At 61.3% G+C, this 17,662-nt stretch carries 16 protein-coding genes and 1 pseudogene; 8 read left to right on the plus strand and 9 right to left on the minus strand.

Annotated features, from left to right (window positions below; translation table 11 throughout):
- The first annotated feature begins 119 nt into the window (after window positions 1-119).
- Window positions 120-1,076 carry a D-2-hydroxyacid dehydrogenase gene (locus ACTG2J_RS16035; protein ID WP_439997661.1) on the plus strand — a complete coding sequence of 319 codons (957 nt, stop codon included), beginning with the start codon at window positions 120-122 and terminating at the stop codon, window positions 1,074-1,076.
- A gap of 80 nt (window positions 1,077-1,156) precedes the next feature.
- On the opposite strand, the gene ACTG2J_RS16040 is transcribed toward ACTG2J_RS16035, so the two are convergent.
- Window positions 1,157-1,639: a YMGG-like glycine zipper-containing protein gene (locus tag ACTG2J_RS16040; RefSeq protein WP_439997662.1), complete on the minus strand. Its 483-nt coding sequence runs from the start codon at window positions 1,637-1,639 to the stop codon at window positions 1,157-1,159.
- Between the two features lie 488 nt (window positions 1,640-2,127).
- On the opposite strand from ACTG2J_RS16040, the gene ACTG2J_RS16045 reads away from it, so the two are divergent.
- The gene (locus ACTG2J_RS16045) at window positions 2,128-2,730 is read left to right on the plus strand and encodes a nitroreductase family protein (protein WP_265783975.1); all 603 of its coding nucleotides are present in this window, start codon (window positions 2,128-2,130) and stop codon (window positions 2,728-2,730) included.
- Window positions 2,731-2,844: 114 nt separating this feature from the next.
- Here the strand turns inward: ACTG2J_RS16045 and ACTG2J_RS16050 are convergent, their stop codons facing one another.
- Both ACTG2J_RS16050 and ACTG2J_RS16055 read right to left on the minus strand, forming a co-directional pair.
- Window positions 2,845-3,495, minus strand: coding sequence for an HAD-IA family hydrolase (locus ACTG2J_RS16050; RefSeq protein ID WP_439997663.1), 651 nt, complete (start codon window positions 3,493-3,495; stop codon window positions 2,845-2,847).
- Between the two features lie 20 nt (window positions 3,496-3,515).
- Window positions 3,516-3,761, minus strand: coding sequence for a hypothetical protein (locus ACTG2J_RS16055; protein ID WP_421330787.1), 246 nt, complete (start codon window positions 3,759-3,761; stop codon window positions 3,516-3,518).
- Between the two features lie 116 nt (window positions 3,762-3,877).
- Here ACTG2J_RS16055 and ACTG2J_RS16060 point away from each other — a divergent pair, with 116 nt between their 5' ends.
- Entirely contained in the window at window positions 3,878-4,786 is a 909-nt protein-coding gene (locus ACTG2J_RS16060; protein ID WP_319920077.1) for a LysR family transcriptional regulator, read from the plus strand.
- Between the two features lie 94 nt (window positions 4,787-4,880).
- Here the strand turns inward: ACTG2J_RS16060 and ACTG2J_RS16065 are convergent, their stop codons facing one another.
- The 3 genes from ACTG2J_RS16065 to ACTG2J_RS16075 form a co-directional block, all read right to left on the minus strand.
- Window positions 4,881-5,819, minus strand: a complete 939-nt coding sequence (locus tag ACTG2J_RS16065; protein ID WP_005335125.1) for a sensor domain-containing diguanylate cyclase — start codon at window positions 5,817-5,819, stop codon at window positions 4,881-4,883.
- A 132-nt stretch (window positions 5,820-5,951) separates the two neighbouring features.
- The gene (locus tag ACTG2J_RS16070) at window positions 5,952-6,518 is read right to left on the minus strand and encodes a cysteine hydrolase family protein (protein WP_439989370.1); all 567 of its coding nucleotides are present in this window, start codon (window positions 6,516-6,518) and stop codon (window positions 5,952-5,954) included.
- A gap of 49 nt (window positions 6,519-6,567) precedes the next feature.
- Complete coding sequence (locus tag ACTG2J_RS16075; RefSeq protein WP_439989369.1) at window positions 6,568-7,731, minus strand: FAD-dependent oxidoreductase; 1,164 nt, start codon at window positions 7,729-7,731, stop codon at window positions 6,568-6,570.
- Between the two features lie 265 nt (window positions 7,732-7,996).
- Here ACTG2J_RS16075 and miaB point away from each other — a divergent pair.
- The 5 genes and pseudogenes from miaB to lnt all read left to right on the plus strand — a co-directional run.
- Window positions 7,997-9,424, plus strand: a pseudogene (gene miaB / locus ACTG2J_RS16080) (tRNA (N6-isopentenyl adenosine(37)-C2)-methylthiotransferase MiaB); the annotation flags it as partial.
- 138 nt (window positions 9,425-9,562) lie between these two features.
- Entirely contained in the window at window positions 9,563-10,612 is a 1,050-nt protein-coding gene (locus ACTG2J_RS16085; protein WP_236380140.1) for a PhoH family protein, read from the plus strand.
- The gene (ybeY, locus tag ACTG2J_RS16090) at window positions 10,609-11,073 is read left to right on the plus strand and encodes an rRNA maturation RNase YbeY (RefSeq protein ID WP_236380149.1); all 465 of its coding nucleotides are present in this window, start codon (window positions 10,609-10,611) and stop codon (window positions 11,071-11,073) included. The genes ACTG2J_RS16085 and ybeY overlap by 4 nt, the downstream gene beginning before the upstream one ends.
- Before the next feature lie 95 nt (window positions 11,074-11,168).
- Window positions 11,169-12,053, plus strand: coding sequence for a CNNM family magnesium/cobalt transport protein CorC (gene corC, locus ACTG2J_RS16095; RefSeq protein WP_005354092.1), 885 nt, complete (start codon window positions 11,169-11,171; stop codon window positions 12,051-12,053).
- Window positions 12,054-12,201: 148 nt separating this feature from the next.
- Window positions 12,202-13,746, plus strand: coding sequence for an apolipoprotein N-acyltransferase (gene lnt, locus ACTG2J_RS16100; protein WP_439997664.1), 1,545 nt, complete (start codon window positions 12,202-12,204; stop codon window positions 13,744-13,746).
- Between the two features lie 67 nt (window positions 13,747-13,813).
- Here lnt and ACTG2J_RS16105 read toward each other — a convergent pair whose 3' ends face one another.
- The 3 genes from ACTG2J_RS16105 to ACTG2J_RS16115 form a co-directional block, all read right to left on the minus strand.
- Window positions 13,814-14,998 (minus strand): MerR family transcriptional regulator, encoded by a 1,185-nt coding sequence (locus ACTG2J_RS16105; RefSeq protein WP_047438033.1) that lies wholly within the window; start codon window positions 14,996-14,998, stop codon window positions 13,814-13,816.
- A 157-nt stretch (window positions 14,999-15,155) separates the two neighbouring features.
- A complete protein-coding gene (gene recJ, locus ACTG2J_RS16110) occupies window positions 15,156-16,886 on the minus strand; it encodes a single-stranded-DNA-specific exonuclease RecJ (RefSeq protein ID WP_307896337.1) in 1,731 nt (576 codons plus the stop codon).
- On the minus strand, window positions 16,852-17,499 hold the full coding sequence (locus tag ACTG2J_RS16115) for a disulfide isomerase DsbC N-terminal domain-containing protein (RefSeq protein WP_429221013.1): 648 nt from the start codon (window positions 17,497-17,499) through the stop codon (window positions 16,852-16,854). Before ACTG2J_RS16115 ends, recJ begins: the two co-directional genes overlap by 35 nt.
- Window positions 17,500-17,662 lie beyond the last annotated feature (163 nt).

The raw sequence follows: 17,662 nt of genomic DNA on the forward strand, positions 1-17,662 counted from the left end.
GCGCGCGCCAGCTCACATCTGCCGGATAAAGCCCAACCCTACCACGGCGATGGGCTGGCTCTGACTGCATCCTCTTTGGCATCATGGCCTCTCGAACCTGAACAATGGCAGGAAGGTCCATGCAGCAAATCGTATTTCTCGACAGCGATACCCTGGATGCGGGCATCACCCTGCATCACCCCGACTTCCCCCACCACTGGCAGAGTTATCCCTGCACGGCCCCGGAACATGTGGTTGAACGGCTCAAAGATGCCAGCATTGCCATCATCAACAAGGTACGGATCGGCGCCGCCGAACTGGCCCAGCTGCCTGAGCTCAAACTCATCGCCCTGGCCGCCACCGGCAGCGACAACGTGGATCTGGAGGCGTGCCGCGCCGCCAACGTCGGGGTGTGCAATATCCGCAACTACTCGGGCCCCTCGGTGCCGGAGCACGCCATGGCGCTGATGCTGGCCCTGTCGCGCAACCTCTTCTGCTGGCGCCAGTCGCTGCTGGAGGGGCGCTGGCAACAGAGCGGCCAGTTCTGCTTCTTCGACCACAACATCATGGATCTGCACGGCAAGCAGCTTGGCATCATCGGCAAAGGAACACTCGGACAGGCGCTCGGCGAGCGGGCCAAAGGAATGGGGATGAGTGTGCGCTACGCCCAGAGCCAGGTCGGCGCCAGTCACGACGAGGATCGCTTGCCCCTCGACGAGTTGCTGCAAAGTTCGGATGTGATCAGCCTGCACTGCCCGCTCACCCCCTACACCCGCAACCTGATTGGCGAGCGGGAGCTGGATCTGATGAAACCGGGCGCCCTGCTGATCAACGTCGGCCGTGGCGGGCTGGTGGATGAGGAGGCGCTGCTGCAAGCGCTGGCCAACGGTCGCCTCGGTGGCGCCGGTTTCGATGTGGCGAACGTCGAACCCCCGCCCCCCGACCATCCCTTGATGAAGGCGCTGCAATACCCCCACTTCATTCTGACCCCCCATGTGGCCTGGGCCAGCGAGGAGTCGATGCAGCGTCTCGCCGATCAGCTGATCGACAACATCAACGCCTTTGCCGCCGGTCGCCGCCAGCACCGGCTGGTGTGACTACACGATCGAGTCACCACACAATGCACAACGGGGCCAACAGGCCCCGTTTTGCATCTTCCGCACTCACTGCACACGCATCAATCGTCGTCATGCCATCTGTGCTTTTTATGCTTTTTGTACTTCTTGTGGTGTTTGTGATGGTGATGATCGTCGTCATCATCGTAATAGCGATCCTGGCTCTTGTGGCCATCGCCGGTCTTGGCACCGATGGCCGAACCGCTCGCCCCGCCGACCCCGGCGCCGATCAGCTGACCGGTATCACCACCGACACTCTTGCCGATGGCGGCACCGCCCAGCGCCCCTACAGCGCCGCCAAGGGCCGCTTCATTCTTGTTGCCCTTGTTGGCCGTCGCAGCCCCACCGGCAGCACCGCCCAACGCAGCCCCAACCAGCGCACCGGTATCGCCACCCAGCTCCTTGCCGATCATGGTGCCCGCCACACCACCTGCGCCGCCACCCAAAATGGTACTGAAGGTCTCGGAGGCGTGCACGGTCGTGCTGCCAGCCAGCAAGGCGCCCAGCAATGCCAGTGCGCGAAGAGCACGCGAATTCATCTCCATGGGTACTCCTGTCAAACCTGATTAATATTCAGCGGCACTATACAAACCGGCAGGCAGCAAACCAGTGGGTGACTAGCGGCAAGTAGATTTTCACTTGAAACCCGGCAATAGGCGTGACCGGCAAGCCCGACTTCAATCTCTTGAATAACCACAAGAAATTTTTTATTTCACAGGTATGGCGTGTCCCTCGGCAGGGGCGGGAGGCTGTCGCAGCCCCACCCCAACTACTGGCGATCGGACAGCTCCTGTCACCTGCGCAGGGTTGGGTGGCGCAATCTCAGCTGGGCTGGCAGTTCAGCGCGCCTCAACCCCGTTCACTGGGGAGCAACAGGATCGCCTATGTGCGGGGTGTTAACCCTCAGTTGAAAGTGTCACCACTGCATGTAAACGCCCGGAAGATAATCGGGTGGTATAGTCTATAGCTTGAACAACAGGGGATGGCTGGCCACAAGGCTGGCGCCCGGTGACTATCAAGCAAAGGAGATGTTATGAGCAGTCCGTTTATCGAACAGATCAAAGCACGTCGTACCATCTATGCCCTGGGCGACCAGGTGTCCCATACGCCGGAGCAGCTGACGACCCTGATCCAGGATGCCATCAGGCACAGCCCCTCCTCCTTCAACTCCCAGAGCTCCCGTGCCGTCATCCTGTTTGGCGCCCAGCACCACAAGCTGTGGGATATCGTCAAAGCCGAGCTGAAAAAGATTGTGCCGCCGGATGCCTACGCCCAGAGTGAGGCCAAGGTAGATGGCAGCTTCCGCGCAGGCTTCGGTACCGTGCTGTTCTTCGAAGACACCGGCGTCATCAAGGATCTGCAGCAAAAATTTGCTCTCTATGCCGACAACTTCCCCATCTGGTCGGAACATGCCACCGGCATCGCCCAGTTTGCGGTCTGGACAACGCTGGCGCAGGAGAAAGTCGGTGCCTCCCTGCAGCACTACAACCCGCTGATCGACGAGGCGGTACGCAAGGAGTGGAACCTACCCGCCAGCTGGCTGCTGCGTGCCCAGATGCCCTTTGGCAGCATCAAGCAACCGGCCGGTGACAAGACCTTTATCGACGACGCTACCCGTTTCCGTGTTTTCAAATAACCGTTGAGAAAGCAACACGCCCCCGCATCTCGGGGGCGTTTTTATTGCGGCATACAGTGTTGATGGCGATGGTTCATACCGCAATCTGCGGTCGTAATACGCTCTATCCACCGCTCAGGCGGGCAGCTTTACCAGCAGGGACTCGCCTTCCTCCAACTCCACCTTCACCTCGCGCCAGTCGCGGATCACCGCCACCACCGCCGGATTGAGCGGCGCATCGCCCCCTACCTGCACCACGGTGCAACCTGCACGCAGGGCACTCTCGATACCGGCCGGGGCATCCTCGAACACCAGACAACAATCGGGCGAGGCGCCAAGCCGCTCAGCCCCCAGCAGATAGGGCTCGGGATCGGGCTTGCCATGGATCACAGCTTCGGCCCCCACCAGTACATGGGGCAGCGGCAAACCGGCACAACTCAGGCGATGGCGACCAACCCGCTCACTGGCGGAGGTCACAATGGCCCAATGCTCTGGCGGCAAGCGGCGCAGCAACTCGCCAGCCCCAAAGATGGCGTCGCCACCGGTATGTTCCATCTCCAGCTCGTCGAGGCGCGCCGCCTCCCGCTCGACATCCAGTTGCGGGGCCAGCGCCCGGATCACCTCTCGCGAGCGCATACCGTGGCACATCGCCAGCACCGGCTCGGGGGCCAGCTGATGATGCTGACACCAGAGCCGCCACACCTTCTCCACATCGCCGGTCGAGCAGACCAGGGTGCCATCCATATCGAGCAGTAGGGCGGATACCGACAGGGTGATCGTGTTCATGCCAGCACTCATACAGACACTCATACAGGCACCCCGGCCAGCTCGGGCAGAGAGCCAGAGAGCGCATCGGCAAAGGCCTGCTGCTGGGCGGCACGCTCATAACAGGCTAGCGCCTGCTCGGCACTGCCAGCCCACACTTGCAAGGGGCCGACCACAAACCCCTGTTGCAGCAGGCTGGCGAGCAGCGCCCCCGTCTCCGGGGCCGCCAATGGCTGGGCCAGCACCAGCTTGCCCTTGATCAAAAAGAGATAGCGTTGGGTAGACATGATATGGCTCCTTGTTCCGGTTCAGAGGAGGGCGATTCCCCCCTTGCCGAGCCATTAGAACAAGGCGATTAGATAATTTATAATCAATAAATGGCCACCTTTGATAACAAATTGGAATGAAATTTGACTTGAGGCAATTGCAGGCGTTTGTGACGCTGGCCGACACCGCCAACTACCGGGAAGCGGCCAGCCGCCTCTTTATCACCCAACCGGCCCTCACCAAGCAGATCCAGGGGCTGGAGCAGACGCTGGGCTGCACCCTGTTCAAACGGGGCCGCCACGGCGCCGAGCTGACGGCGCTCGGCGCCCAGCTGCTCACTCAGGCAAGCGCACTGGTCAAACACGGCAGGGAGTTTGAACGTCACGCGCTGGCAGTGGCGAGTGGCGTGGCCGGTCGGCTCAAGATTGGGTTTGGCCTGTCGAGTTTCGCGCTGGCCCCCTCGCTGGTCGCCCGCTTCAAGCAGCAGGTCACGGACGTGATGGTCCATCTACAGGATATGCCCTCAGCCATCCAGCAGGAGCAGCTGCTCTCCGGCCAGTTGCAGCTGGGCTTTATGCGCAGACCGCAGGTGCCGCAGTTGCAGGAACACAGACTGCTGATCGACCGGCTGGTGCTGGCGGTGCCGACACGGATGACCGAGCCAGACCCGGCCGCATTCGACGTCCAGCAGGCACTGACCAGTCAACCCCTGTTGCAGATGGTGGGCCACCGCTGCCCTGGGCTCAGCCAGCAGATCGCCGGTTTTCTCGGCGCCAATCGGCTGACCGGCATGGTCCAGGAGGCCGAAGATATCCAGACGCTGGTGGCGTTGGTTGCGGCGGGCATCGGCAACGCCATCCTGCCACGCAGCGTCAGCTTTATCGCAGGGCCCGATGTCACCCTCTATCCGCTCTCTGGCCCCAGCTCCGAGTGGGAGGTCAGCATGGTATGGAATCCGGACTTTGCCGACCCCATCCGGGATCACTTCGTCAGGCAGGTGATCGCCAGCCATCCCTTGCCGGTGTCAGCCACGCCCGAGCGCTGAAACCAACGCTCGCTGGTGGCTAACACCGTAACCAGCCAAAAAACAGTGCGCCCCCATCAAGGGGGCGCATGCAGGACAAAAGCGGCAATGCGGCTCAACAGCTGGCGCAGTGACTACGGTTTTTACCCGCCCCCTTGGCGCAATAAAGCGCCGCATCGGCCGCGGCCAGCAACGCCCCTTCCCCCTCCAGCAGTTGCTCTGCCGTGTAGGTGGCAATGCCAATGCTGGCGCTAAGCTGAATATTATTTGCCACCACGATATCGAGATCGTTGATGGCCTGGCGGATCTCCTCTCCAATCCGCTGGGCCGCATCTCGATCGGTATTGCCGAGGATCAGGGCAAACTCGTCACCACCAAAACGGCAGGGCAGATCCGCCGGACGCTGGCAGAAGGATTGCAGAAGATGGCCCACCAACTGGAGGGAGCCATCCCCCATCTGATGACCAAGATGGTCATTGCACGCCTTGAAGTTATCCAGATCCAGCATGATGAGGGAGAGCGGGGTATGTTCACGCATGCTGCGCCGCCACTCGTTATGCAAAAAGCTGTTGAACAGCCGCCGATTGGCCAGTCCGGTCAAGGGATCATGTTGGGAGAGGCTGGCAACTTCCAGCTCCAGCAGCTTGCGCTCGGTGATATTGATATGGGCGATGGAAAAATACTCGGCGTCAAGCCCGGGTACCGGCGCGACTCGCATCATAAACCAGCGCTGGGTGTCGGGGCTGTGGCAGGGGTATTCCAGATAGAACTTCTCCTGCTGATGACGGATAACCCGAAGGATCCCCTCCACGGCAGCCAATCCAGAGGGCTCGGATTCAGCGTCACAAGCCCCCATGTAATTGACCCCAATCCAGTTATATCCCTTTGGCATACCGTTTTGCTCGGCAAACAGATCCCAGGCGAGATTGGTGTAATGGATCACGCCATCCCGATCTATCACCGATATCTGGTCTTCCAGCGAATCCAGCAGTGCAGCCAGATGATGGGCTCGCTCGGCGAAGTGACTCTGCCGCGTCTGTATATCATCCGCCATGGTGGCCATCCTGTGGCAAAAGTGGCATACCGCCATCTATTAACAATTAAGTCATCAGATAGAGTAAAGCACCCCATTCCCACTTAGCCAACTGAGACCAAATTTCACCATCGAACACCATCCGGCAAGGTTTCAGGCCAGCTGGGACACCTTGATGATCTCGGCGATGCGACCCAGCATCCGCAGTGAGGTGTGATGCTCGGTGGCATCTGCGGCGGCGCAGGCATCCTCCAGAATGGTGATGGCGTAGTCGCGATCGTGACCATCCCGCGCTGCCGCCTGAATGGCCCAGCTGGTGCTCACCCCGCACAGATAGAGGTGGTCGATGTGATTGGCCCGCAGCGCAGGCTCCAGCGCCGTGCCATAGAAAGGGCTGACCCTGGGCTTGGTCAGCACCAGATCGCCGGGCTGTACATCGAGGTCGGCGTGAAAGTCGGTGCCGCTGTCAGCCAAGGAGAGCGCCCCCAACTGGTGAGCGCGACCAAACATGGGAGACCCCTTGGGCTGCAGCTGATAGCCGCCGTCAAAGCCCACCTTGATCAGCACCACCAGCCAGCAGTGGGCGCGGGCATGGGCCAGCGCCTGATTGGCATGCGCGATGGCATCCTGCTCCAGCACATGGGCAGCCGAGGCGGCAATGCGCCCATCGGGATGGGCAATATCGTTGATAAAATCGATCACCAGCAGTGCCTTGTTCATCACCTTTGCTCCTTCGCGCATTCAGCCCGTGTTATCTGGTTCCTACCTGTCAAACCAGCCCCAGTGCATAGCGCAGCGCCATCTCCTTGAGCGGGCCCGCCTTGTCCGCCAGATTGAGGGCCAGATTGCGGGCCAGCTTGAGGGGGCCAATCTCGTTGCTGAACACCCCGTAGAAGAGATCCATCCCCGACTGCATCAGCAGGTTGTCAGGACGACGGCGCAGCTCGTAACGCTCGGCCAACGCCAGCTGATGCCAGTCGGCGCCAGCTCCTTGCAGCAGATCAGCCCAGCAGGCCACATCCTTGAAGCCGAGGTTGACCCCCTGCCCCGCCAGCGGGTTGATGGTGTGGGCAGCATCGCCAAGCAGCACCACCCGACCGACGTGATAGTTGTTGGCGTGGCGACGCACCAGCGGGAAACTCCCCTTGCCAGTGACGGTAAATCCGCCGAGCCGACTCGGGAAGTGGCGGCGCACTTCGGCGGCAAGCCCTTCGTTGCTCATGGCCGCCAGCGCGCGGATACGGGCCGGGTTGTCATACCACACCAGGGAGCCGTGCTGGCCGGGCAGCGGCAGGAAGGCGCGCGGGCCGCTCGGGGTGAACTGCTGCCAGGTGATATCTTCCTGCGCAAAGTCGGTGTCGATATTGATCAGCATGCAGTGCTGGCGGTACTCGAAGCGCGATACGCCGATACCCGCCAGCTTGCGGGTGTGGGATTCGGCACCGTCGCAGGCCAGCACCCAGCGCGCGGCCAGTTCAGTGCCGTCATCCAGAGTCAGCACAGCTTCATCTGCACTCTGGCGCAGGCTGGTCACCGCCGCCGGGGTGTGGGTCTGGATGGTGGGAAAATCCTCCATCCGCTTGAGCAGGGCGAGCTGTACCAACCGGTTTTCGATGATGTAGCCAAGCTGGGGCAGACCGAGATCGGCGGAATTGAAGCGGGTGGCAAAACCGTCCAGCTCCCAGGTCTCCAGTCGGCGGTAGGGGCAGAGCCGCATCTGCTGCAGATGGTGCCAAGCACCGGCCTGCTCCAGCAGCGCCACCGAGGCCTGACTGATGGCGGAGACCCGCAGATCCAGCGGCTGATCCGGCGCGTAATGCTCCGGCAGTTGGGTCTCGATGACCCGCACCGAGAGGCCCTGAGCCGCCAGCAGACAGGCGGTGGCGGCGCCCACCATGCCGGCGCCGACGATGGCGATATCACACTGTTCCATACATTTATTCCTGAAAGGGTGCGTCCGGCGACAACGCCCGGACGTGAACCGGATGGCTGCATGATAGCGCAAGGGCGGCTGATAAACAGTGAGACAAACGGGGAATTGCTGCGTCAAATCAAGGAGAAAGCTTATTGAGCTTGCTGGCAACAGGTATCGGGTGAGCACCATTGCCAGCTGGATATTAGCTAGGCAGTATCCAGATTGCGGAGTAAAATGCGCGGTCCTTTGACCATGCCGATTTCAAAACAAGTCAAGAGAAGCAATGAGCAAGAAACTTCACATTAAAACCTGGGGTTGCCAGATGAACGAGTATGACTCGTCCAAAATGGCCGACCTGTTGGATGCCAGCAATGGCTACACGCTTACCGAAGAGCCCGAAGAGGCAGATGTCTTGCTGCTCAATACCTGCTCCATCCGCGAAAAAGCGCAGGAGAAGGTGTTCCACCAGCTGGGACGCTGGAAAAAGCTCAAGGCCAAAAAGCCCGGTCTGGTGATCGGCGTGGGTGGCTGCGTTGCCTCTCAGGAGGGCGATGCGATTCGCCAGCGCGCTCCCTATGTGGATATCGTGTTCGGCCCGCAGACCCTGCATCGCCTGCCCACCATGATCAAGGAAGTGCAAGAGGGCCGTGGTGCCCAGGTTGATATCGCCTTCCCCGAGATCGAAAAATTCGACAGCCTGCCCGAACCGCGCGCCGAAGGGGCTACCGCGTTCGTCTCCATCATGGAAGGCTGCTCCAAATACTGTACTTACTGCGTGGTGCCCTACACCCGCGGTGAAGAGGTGAGCCGACCGCTGGACGACGTGCTTTACGAAATCGCCCAGCTCGCCCAGCAGGGCGTGCGCGAAGTGAACCTGCTCGGCCAGAACGTCAATGCCTACCGCGGTCCGACCTTTGATGGCGGCATCTGCACCTTCGCCGAGTTGCTGCGTCTGGTGGCCGCCATCGACGGTATCGATCGCATTCGCTACACCACCAGCCACCCGATCGAATTCACCGACGACATCATCGAAGTCTACAAAGATACCCCGGAAGTGGTCAGCTTCCTGCACCTGCCGGTGCAGAGCGGCTCCGACCGTATTCTGACCATGATGAAGCGCCCGCACACCATCCTGGAGTACAAATCCAAGATCCGTCGCCTGCGTGCCGCCCGTCCCGACATCACCATCAGCTCCGACTTCATCGTTGGCTTCCCGAACGAGACGGACGAAGACTTTGAAGCGACCATGAAGTTGATCGAGGATGTGGGTTTCGACATGAGCTTCAGCTTCATCTTCAGCCCGCGCCCGGGCACCCCGGCCGCCGACATGCCCGACGATGTCGACATGGAAGTGAAAAAAGCCCGTCTGGCCCGCCTGCAGCACGTCATCAACAACCAGGCGATGCAGATTGGCCGTGCCATGCTGGGCACCACCCAGCGCATCCTGGTGGAAGGGCCCTCCAAGCTCGACCCGATGCAGCTGTGTGGCCGCACCGAGAACAACCGGGTGGTCAACTTTGAAGGCCAGCACACCCTGATCGGCGGCTTTGCCGACGTGGAGATCACCGAGGTGCGTCCCAACTCCCTGCGCGGCAAGTTCATCCGCGGCGAGAGCGAGATGAACCTGCGGATCGCCACCGCCCCGAGCGAAATCCTGGCCCGTCGCCCGGATAACGTACCGGACGAACTCGGAGTAGCCGCGTTTACCCCCGCCCAGAGCGAAATCCCGGTTAAATCCAACCGCCCGGATAACGTACCGGACGAGCTGGGCGTGGCCGCTTTCACACCCCATTAATCCCCTCCTCCCCATTCGCCCGGCGGATGGGGAGCGCCTTGAGACGAGGATATTTTGAGCCGACACATCTCGACCCTGAATCTGCATCTGGAGCCCGCCGACAACCAGCGCCTTGCCAGCCTGTGCGGCCCCTTCGATGACAACATCAAGCAGCTGGAGCGCCGCCTCGGCGTCGAGATCAGCTACCGTGACAGCCACTTCCAGCTGGTGGGCAAACCGGCCCAACTGGATGCCGCCGCCGTCATCATCAAGCACCTCTATGTGGAAACCCAGCCCCTCAAGGGTGGCAAGGTAACCGACATCACTCCCGACATGGTTCATCTGGCCATTCTGGAGTCGCGGGTGCTGGAGCAGGATGACGAACCGGCCCCCTCCATCCCCTATGGCAAGGAGGTAACGGTCAAGACCAAGCGCGGTCTCATCAAGCCACGTAGCCCCAATCAGGCCCAGTACATCGCCAATATCGTGCGCCACGACATCTGCTTCGGCATTGGCCCGGCCGGTACCGGCAAGACCTATCTGGCGGTGGCGGCTGCGGTGGATGCACTGGAGCGTCAGGAGATCCGCCGCATTCTGCTGACCCGTCCTGCGGTGGAAGCGGGCGAGAAGCTCGGCTTCCTGCCCGGCGATCTCTCCCAGAAGGTCGACCCTTACCTGCGCCCGCTCTACGACGCCCTGTTCGAGATGCTTGGCTTTGAGCGGGTCGAGAAGCTGATGGAGCGCAACATCATCGAGGTGGCGCCGCTTGCCTATATGCGCGGTCGTACTCTCAACGATGCCTTCATCATTCTCGATGAGGCCCAGAACACCACCACCGAACAGATGAAGATGTTCCTGACCCGGATCGGCTTCAACTCCAAGGCAGTGGTGACCGGCGATATCACCCAGATCGACCTGCCGCGCAACGCCAAGTCCGGCCTGCGCCATGCGCTGGAAGTGCTGCAGGACGTTGATGGTCTGTCGTTCAACTTCTTCCAGTCTACCGACGTGGTGCGCCACCCGGTGGTGGCCCGCATCGTGCAGGCCTATGAGGCATTCGACGCCAAGCAGGCAGCCGAGAAGGTTGCCGGCCAAGCAAACACCAGCAAAGAGAGCGAGCAATGAGCGTAACCCTGGATCTGCAGCTGGCCAGTGCCAGCACCGACGGCCTGCCAAGCGAGGCCCAGCTGCAGGGCTGGCTCGACGGCACCATTCTCGGCTTCCAGCAGGAGGCCGAAGTGACGGTGCGCATCGTCGACGAGGCGGAGAGCAACGAACTCAACCTCACCTATCGCGGCAAGGACAAGCCCACCAACGTGCTCTCCTTCCCGTTCGAGGCGCCACCCGGTCTGGAGCTGCCGCTGCTCGGCGATCTGGTGATCTGCCGTCAGGTGGTAGAGCGCGAGGCCGAGGAGCAGGGCAAGCCCCTGATGGCCCACTGGGCCCACATGGTTGTGCACGGCAGTCTGCATCTGCTAGGTTATGACCATATCGAGGATGAGGAAGCCGAAGAGATGGAAGCGCTTGAGCGCGACATCATGCAGGAGCTCGGTTTTGCCGATCCTTATCTGAACGACGAAGAGTAAAGAACCGGATGGTCATCGTCTTGAAACAGCAGATGGCCATCCTTATATAACCCGAACTATTTCAAGTGTGTTCATACGAGTAACCAAGAGAGAAAATGACCGACGATCACCCTAGTACCGGCTCGCCGAAGAAAACCTGGCTCGACAAACTCAGCCAACTCTTCCAGGGCGAGCCAAAAGACCGCAATGATTTGGTAGACGTGATAGCCGATGCCGAAGAGCGCGACCTCATCGATCAGGACACCAAGGACATGATCGAGGGGGTGCTGGAGATCGCCGATCTTCGCGTGCGCGATATCATGATCCCCCGCTCCCAGATGGTGACCATCGAGAAGTCCCAACCGGTGGATGCAATCCTGCCGGTGATCATCGAGTCCGGCCACTCCCGCTTCCCGGTGATCAACGAGGACAAGGATCATGTGGAGGGCATTCTGCTCGCCAAGGATCTGCTCCCCTTCGGGTTTGGCGGCCATCACGCCAGCGAGCCGCTGCAGCTCGAGAAAATCTTGCGCCCCACGGTGATCGTGCCGGAAAGCAAACGGGTTGACCGTCTGCTCAAGGAGTTCCGTGAAGAGCGCTACCACATGGCCATCGTGGTCGACGAATTTGGTGGCGTCTCCGGTCTGGTGACAATCGAAGACATACTGGAACTGATCGTTGGCGAGATCGACGACGAGTTTGACGACATCGAGGATGAACCGGACGAAATCCGCCGCCTCAGCAAGCGGGTCTTCTCCATCAGTGCCCTGACCGAGATCGAGGATTTCAACGACTTCTTCGGCACCAAATTCAGCGATGAAGAGGTGGACACGGTGGGTGGTCTGGTGATGCACGCATTCAGCCACCTGCCAAAGAAGGGCGAGGAGATCGAGCTGGACGGCTACCTGTTCAAGGTGATGCATGCCGACCGGCGCCGTCTGCAGCAACTGCAGGTGAAGATCCCCGAGCACCACGCGGCGGCGCAATCCGAGCCGCAATAAGCAGATCCGCTCGATGTGTGAAACAACGCCCCGACCTCGGGGCGTTGTGCTCTCTGCCACCGGCATCGAGGCTCGCCGTTGCCCCGCTTACAGGTTAAGATACCGGCCATTCGACCCCAGTTGCACACCAAGACGAGCACCATCGCCCGTGAGATTATCCCCTGTTACTTCCAAAATTCTGTTAAGCCTCAGTGCATTGGCCTCTGGTGCCATCGCCGTGCTGGCCTTCTCCCCCTTCGGCTACTGGCCGCTGGTGATCCCCTCCCTGCTTGGCCTCTACGCCCTGCTGGACAAAGCCACGCCGAAACAGGCCGCCTGGCGCGGTTTTGGCTACGCCATGGGACTCTTTTTACCGGGGCTATGGTGGATCCATGTCAGCATGACCGAGTTTGGCGACATCCCGCTGCCGGTCGCCTTTGTGCTGCTGGCCGGGCTCTCCGCCTATCTGGCCCTCTACCCGACGCTCGCCTGCTGGGTCTTTGCCCGCTTCTTTGGCGGCCGTCACTGGAGCCGCTGGCTGCTCGCCTTCCCGGCCCTCTGGTTGGTCGCTGACTGGCTGCGCGGCTGGGTGATGACCGGCTTCCCCTGGCTCTGGTTTGGTTACAGCCAGATCGACGGCCCGCTCAAGGGATTTGCTCCCATTCTCGGGGTACAGGGCATCACCCTAGCACTGCTATTCTCCGCCTCCGCCATTTGGCTGGTGTGGAAATCCCGCTCGCCACTGTGGCTGGCGGTGCCCGCCCTGCTGGTGGCCGGTGCCCACGGTCTGATGCAGCTCAACTGGGTGACCCGTGGCGAGCCGGTCAAGGTGGCACTGGTGCAGGGCAATATTGCCCAGTCCCTCAAGTGGGATCCGGAGGCGCTGGCCCCCACGGTGCGCACCTATCAGGACTTGAGCCGCGAGAATCAGGATGCCGACATCATCATCTGGCCGGAGTCGGCGATCCCGGCCATCGAGAAGGCGATGGGCCCCTATCTGGAGAATCTGGACAAGGCGATGAAGGTGAACGATACCGGCCTGCTGGCGGGGATCATTCACTACGACGAGCAGCAACAGCGCTTCTACAATACCGTGCTCGGCATGGGGGTGCAGGATGTTGATGGCAAGGAGTCCTACTACTACAACCACCCCAACCGCTACAACAAGTACCACCTGCTGCCCATCGGCGAGTTCGTGCCATTTGAAGATCTGTTGCGCCCCATCGCCCCCTTCTTCAACCTGCCGATGTCCTCCTTCAGCCGGGGTGACGAAGTGCAGCCCAACCTGATCGCCAAGGGGCTCAAGTTTGCCGCCGCCATCTGCTACGAGATCATCTTCCCGGAGGAGGTACGCCGCAACGTCAATGCCGATACCGACTTTCTGCTGACAGTCTCCAACGACGCCTGGTTCGGCACCAGCATCGGCCCCTGGCAACATATGGAGATCGCCCGGATGCGCGCGCTGGAGCTGGCTCGTCCGCTGCTGCGGGACACCAACACCGGCATCACTATCGTCACCGAGATCGACGGCAGCATCATCGGCCAGATCCCGCAGTTTGAAGCGGGCGTGCTGCGCAGCGAGGTGCGTCCCGCCCACGGCGAGACCCCCTACATGCGCTTTGGTAGCTGGCCCCTCTACGGCCTGACCGTGCTGCTGCTGGGTCTGGCGCTGGCGCTGCGCCCCAAGGCTCACCCCTGGGCCCGCGAGCTGTAATGGCCATCCGCAATCCCCGATAAACAACGAGGCGCCCGCAAGCGCCTCATTTTTTTACGACAACTTATCACGCATCTTTTTGCAGGCAGCAGATCACATAGCCGTAACTGCCCAGATATTGGCGGTGGATGGCTACTTCCCGGCTCAAGTCCTGCCAGGCAGCACTCTCCCCCAGCTCGTCTCGATAGCGCACCAGATTGACCTCGATAGGGTCCAGATAGTTGTTCCAGGCGCTCATCGGCAACGGAGTGTGTGACAGGCAGCGGTAGCCTGCCGCTTGTACCGTCTCAAGCAGGCCCGCCAGCGTCTGCATGGCGGGATAATCCTGCTGCCAGAATGCCAATGCCTCCTCGGGCGGGTTATCGGTCAGCCAGACCGCATCACTCAGCACGATGCAAGCCTGCGGGCTCGCGAGCAGCGGACGCCACGCCTTCAGCGCATTGGCAACCCCCATCACGTAAGCGCTCCCCTCTGCCCAGATGAGGTCGGCCGGGGCCAGATCGTCCGGCAGTGCCGCCATGTTGGCGCAGAGGGTGGAGACATGCTCAAAGCCTGCTGCACGGGCGGAGTGCGCCACGGCGGCCAGCGCCTCCTCTTCCAGATCGATGGCCACAATGGCGGCATCGGTCACCTGAGCCAGCGCCATGGTCGAGGCACCGCGCCCGCAGCCCATGTCGAGGATCCGGCGCGGCCGAATGGGCAAGGCGGCAAACTGCTGCTGGGTGAAGGCGCGATCCCCCGGCCCCCAGTAACTCATGCCATCCAGCAGCTGGATAAAGTCTTTGATGTAACGCTCATGTTCATTCATATCTTTGCTCAACCATTGCAAGTGGTAGCGATCTTTCTCGCTAAAACCCTGTTTCATCACCCACGCGAAGTAGGCCTCCGGTGCCTCGCGCTGCAGTTGCAGCTGCCAGGCCTTGAATTCCTCACCGGAGCGCGGGCGCAGCCCTGCCAGATCCGCCAACAGATCCCGGGCGCGCTGCATCCGCGCCAGCTCCTCATCCAGCTCCCTGACCCGGGCCTGCAATGCCGCCTGATCTATCTCGCCAGCCAGACAGGCGAGGCACTGCTTGAGGCTGAGACCACCTGCCTGCAGGGCCTGCACCATCTGCAGTCGCTGCAGATCCCCCTCGTCATAGTGGCGATAGCCGTTGGCGGCCCGGGTGCCGGCAATCACCCCCAGCTTCTCGTAATAGAGCAGGGTGGAGCGGGCGAGGCCGCAGCGGCGGGCCAGTTCGGATATTTTCATGGCAATCACTCACGGTGCGGGCCCTCAGGTGACCCGATAGAGACGAGCTTAAACTGTAAAGCTATAGACAGGTCAACGCCCTTTTCCAGAGATCCGCCAACAAAAACGGCCACCCGAGGGTGGCCGTTGTCAGCGATAGGGCTGCGATGCTCTTGACTCAGAGACCGGCTGCCTCCAGATGCTCCACCAGCAGCTGCACGCTGCGGTTGCCGCGCCACTCGTTGACGTCAAGCCGGTAGACAAGCCGCACCCGTTTGACCGTGGCATCGGGCCAGCGCTTGAGATCGACGCCAAAGGCGATGGCATCCACCGCGTGACCGGAATCGGTGGTCAGCATCATTTTGAGGTGTTTCTCCCCCACCAGCCGCTGCTGCACCAGCACGAACTCGCCGTCAAACAGCGGCTCGGGGAAGGCCTGACCCCAGGGGCCGGAGGCGCGAATCAGCTCCGCCAGCTCGATATTGAGCTCATCCGGCAACAACTCGCCATCGGTGAGCAGCACCCCGGTCAAGAGCTCCGGCGTCACCAGCTCGCTGATGACCGCCTCAAAGGCCCGACCAAACGCCTCAATGTTGGCCTTGGGCAGGGTCAACCCCGCCGCCATGGCATGGCCACCAAACTTGCCCATCAGGCCCGGGTGGCGGGTATCGAGCAGTTCCAGCGCATCGCGCAAGTGCACGCCGGGGATGGAGCGGCCGGAGCCCTTGAGCTCGCTCTCGCTGCTCTCGGCAAAGGCAATGACCGGGCGGTAGTACTTCTCCTTCACCTTGGAAGCCACCAGCCCCACCACCCCCTGATGCCACTCGTTGCGGTGCAGCACTATGCCCGACGGCACCTCGCCATCGCGAAACCGTATCTGCTCCAGAGTGGCGAGGGCCTCCTGCTGCATCCCCTGCTCGATCTCCTTGCGCTCCTGATTGAGGCTGTCCATCTCGGCCGCAAGCTGGCGCGCCAGATTGAGATCATCGCAGAGCAGACAGGCGACCCCGAGGGACATGTCATCGAGACGGCCCACCGCATTGAGGCGTGGCCCCAGTGCAAAACCGAGGTCGGCGGCGGTGAGGCGACGACCATCGCGGCCCGACACATCCACCAGCGCCTGAATGCCGGGGCGACAGCGCCCGGCCCGGATCCGCTGCAAGCCCTGATGGACCAAAATGCGGTTGTTGCCATCGAGCGCCACCACGTCGGCGACCGTGCCGAGGGCCACCAGATCGAGGTAATCCGCCACATTGGGGGCTCGCAACCCTTGCCGTTCGTACCAGCCGAGCTGACGCAGATGGGTGTTGAGGGCCGCCATCAGGTAGAAGGCTACCCCCACCCCGGCCAGCGACTTGGAGGGGAAATCGCAACCATGCTGGTTCGGGTTGACGATGGCATCGGCGTCAGGCAGCTCCTGACCCGGTAAATGGTGATCGGTAACCAGTACCTGCATGCCCGCCGCCTTGGCTGCCGCCACCCCGGCGATGCTGGAGATGCCGTTATCCACCGTGATCAGAAACTCGGCGCCGCGGGCCACCGCCAGCTCAACAATTTCGGGGGTGAGGCCGTAGCCAAACTCGAAGCGGTTGGGCACCAGAAAATCGATGTGGCGACCCCCCATGGCGCGCAGGGCCAGCACACACAGCGCCGAACTGGTGGCACCATCGCAGTCGAAGTCGCCGACAATCAGGATCCGTTTCTGGGCAATCAGGGCATCCGCCAGCAGCGGCACCGCCTGCTCCATCCCATAGAGGCGCTGGGGCGGCAACAGCTGGCTGGCGCTGCGCTCCAGCAGGGCGGGATCCTCTACGCCACGGCTGGCGAAGATTTGGCGAAGCAGAGGATGCAAAGTGGCAGGCAGATGGGAATCATCAACTCGCGGACGACGACGGATTTGCAGGGACATCAATATGATCCAGTATCTTGAGCAGCTGTTCGGGGCTCTGATACCCGCGCACCAGATCCCCGTCGGTGGAGACCCAGGCCGGCAGTACCTTGACCCCCAACCATTGGCTCAGGCCAATATTTTGGATAAGGGTCTCACTACATGCCGTTTGAGGCAAATAGGCTTTTAACGGATCATTTTGCAGCAGGGGATCGCTGCACCAGTCGGCGGCCCGCTCGGCGTGATCAATCACCGGATAGAGTGCCACGCTCACCCCGGATGCCTGCAGGTGTTGCAAGGTGCCGGAGAGCTGACGACGTTTGGCATCCTGCTCGCCGAGAAACAGTGCAACCCGGTGACGCTCATCACGGGCCTTGAGCACGATGGGGGCATGAGCCACCTGCGCCAGCCCAAGTCGGCGCTGCTCGCGCATACCCGAGATGGTCAGGTTCTTCATGTCGCGAGTCATATCCAGCATGACCCCCTGCACCACATAATCCCCTTTGGCATCGCTGTAGAGCACCCCCTGTGAGGTGCCCAGCATATACAACCCCGCAATCGGGGTCGGTTCAACCAGATAGACGGGAACCCCCAGCCGGGCCGTGATGGTCTGTTTCAAGGCTTGGGTATCCATCCCCGCTCTGGCAGCAAATGTGCACAAAAGCATCATTCCCAGTAGTAAATACTTCACTTGTTTACTCACGTGGTATGAATGAATCGACCCAGCAAACTACAGCAGCACAGCTCATCATTCAACCAGCTACTTACCAAAAAATTAATATCACTTTGTACCAAAA

The sequence above is a fragment of the Aeromonas sp. 6P genome (genome assembly GCF_051919525.1).
Lineage (GTDB): Bacteria > Pseudomonadota > Gammaproteobacteria > Enterobacterales > Aeromonadaceae > Aeromonas > Aeromonas veronii.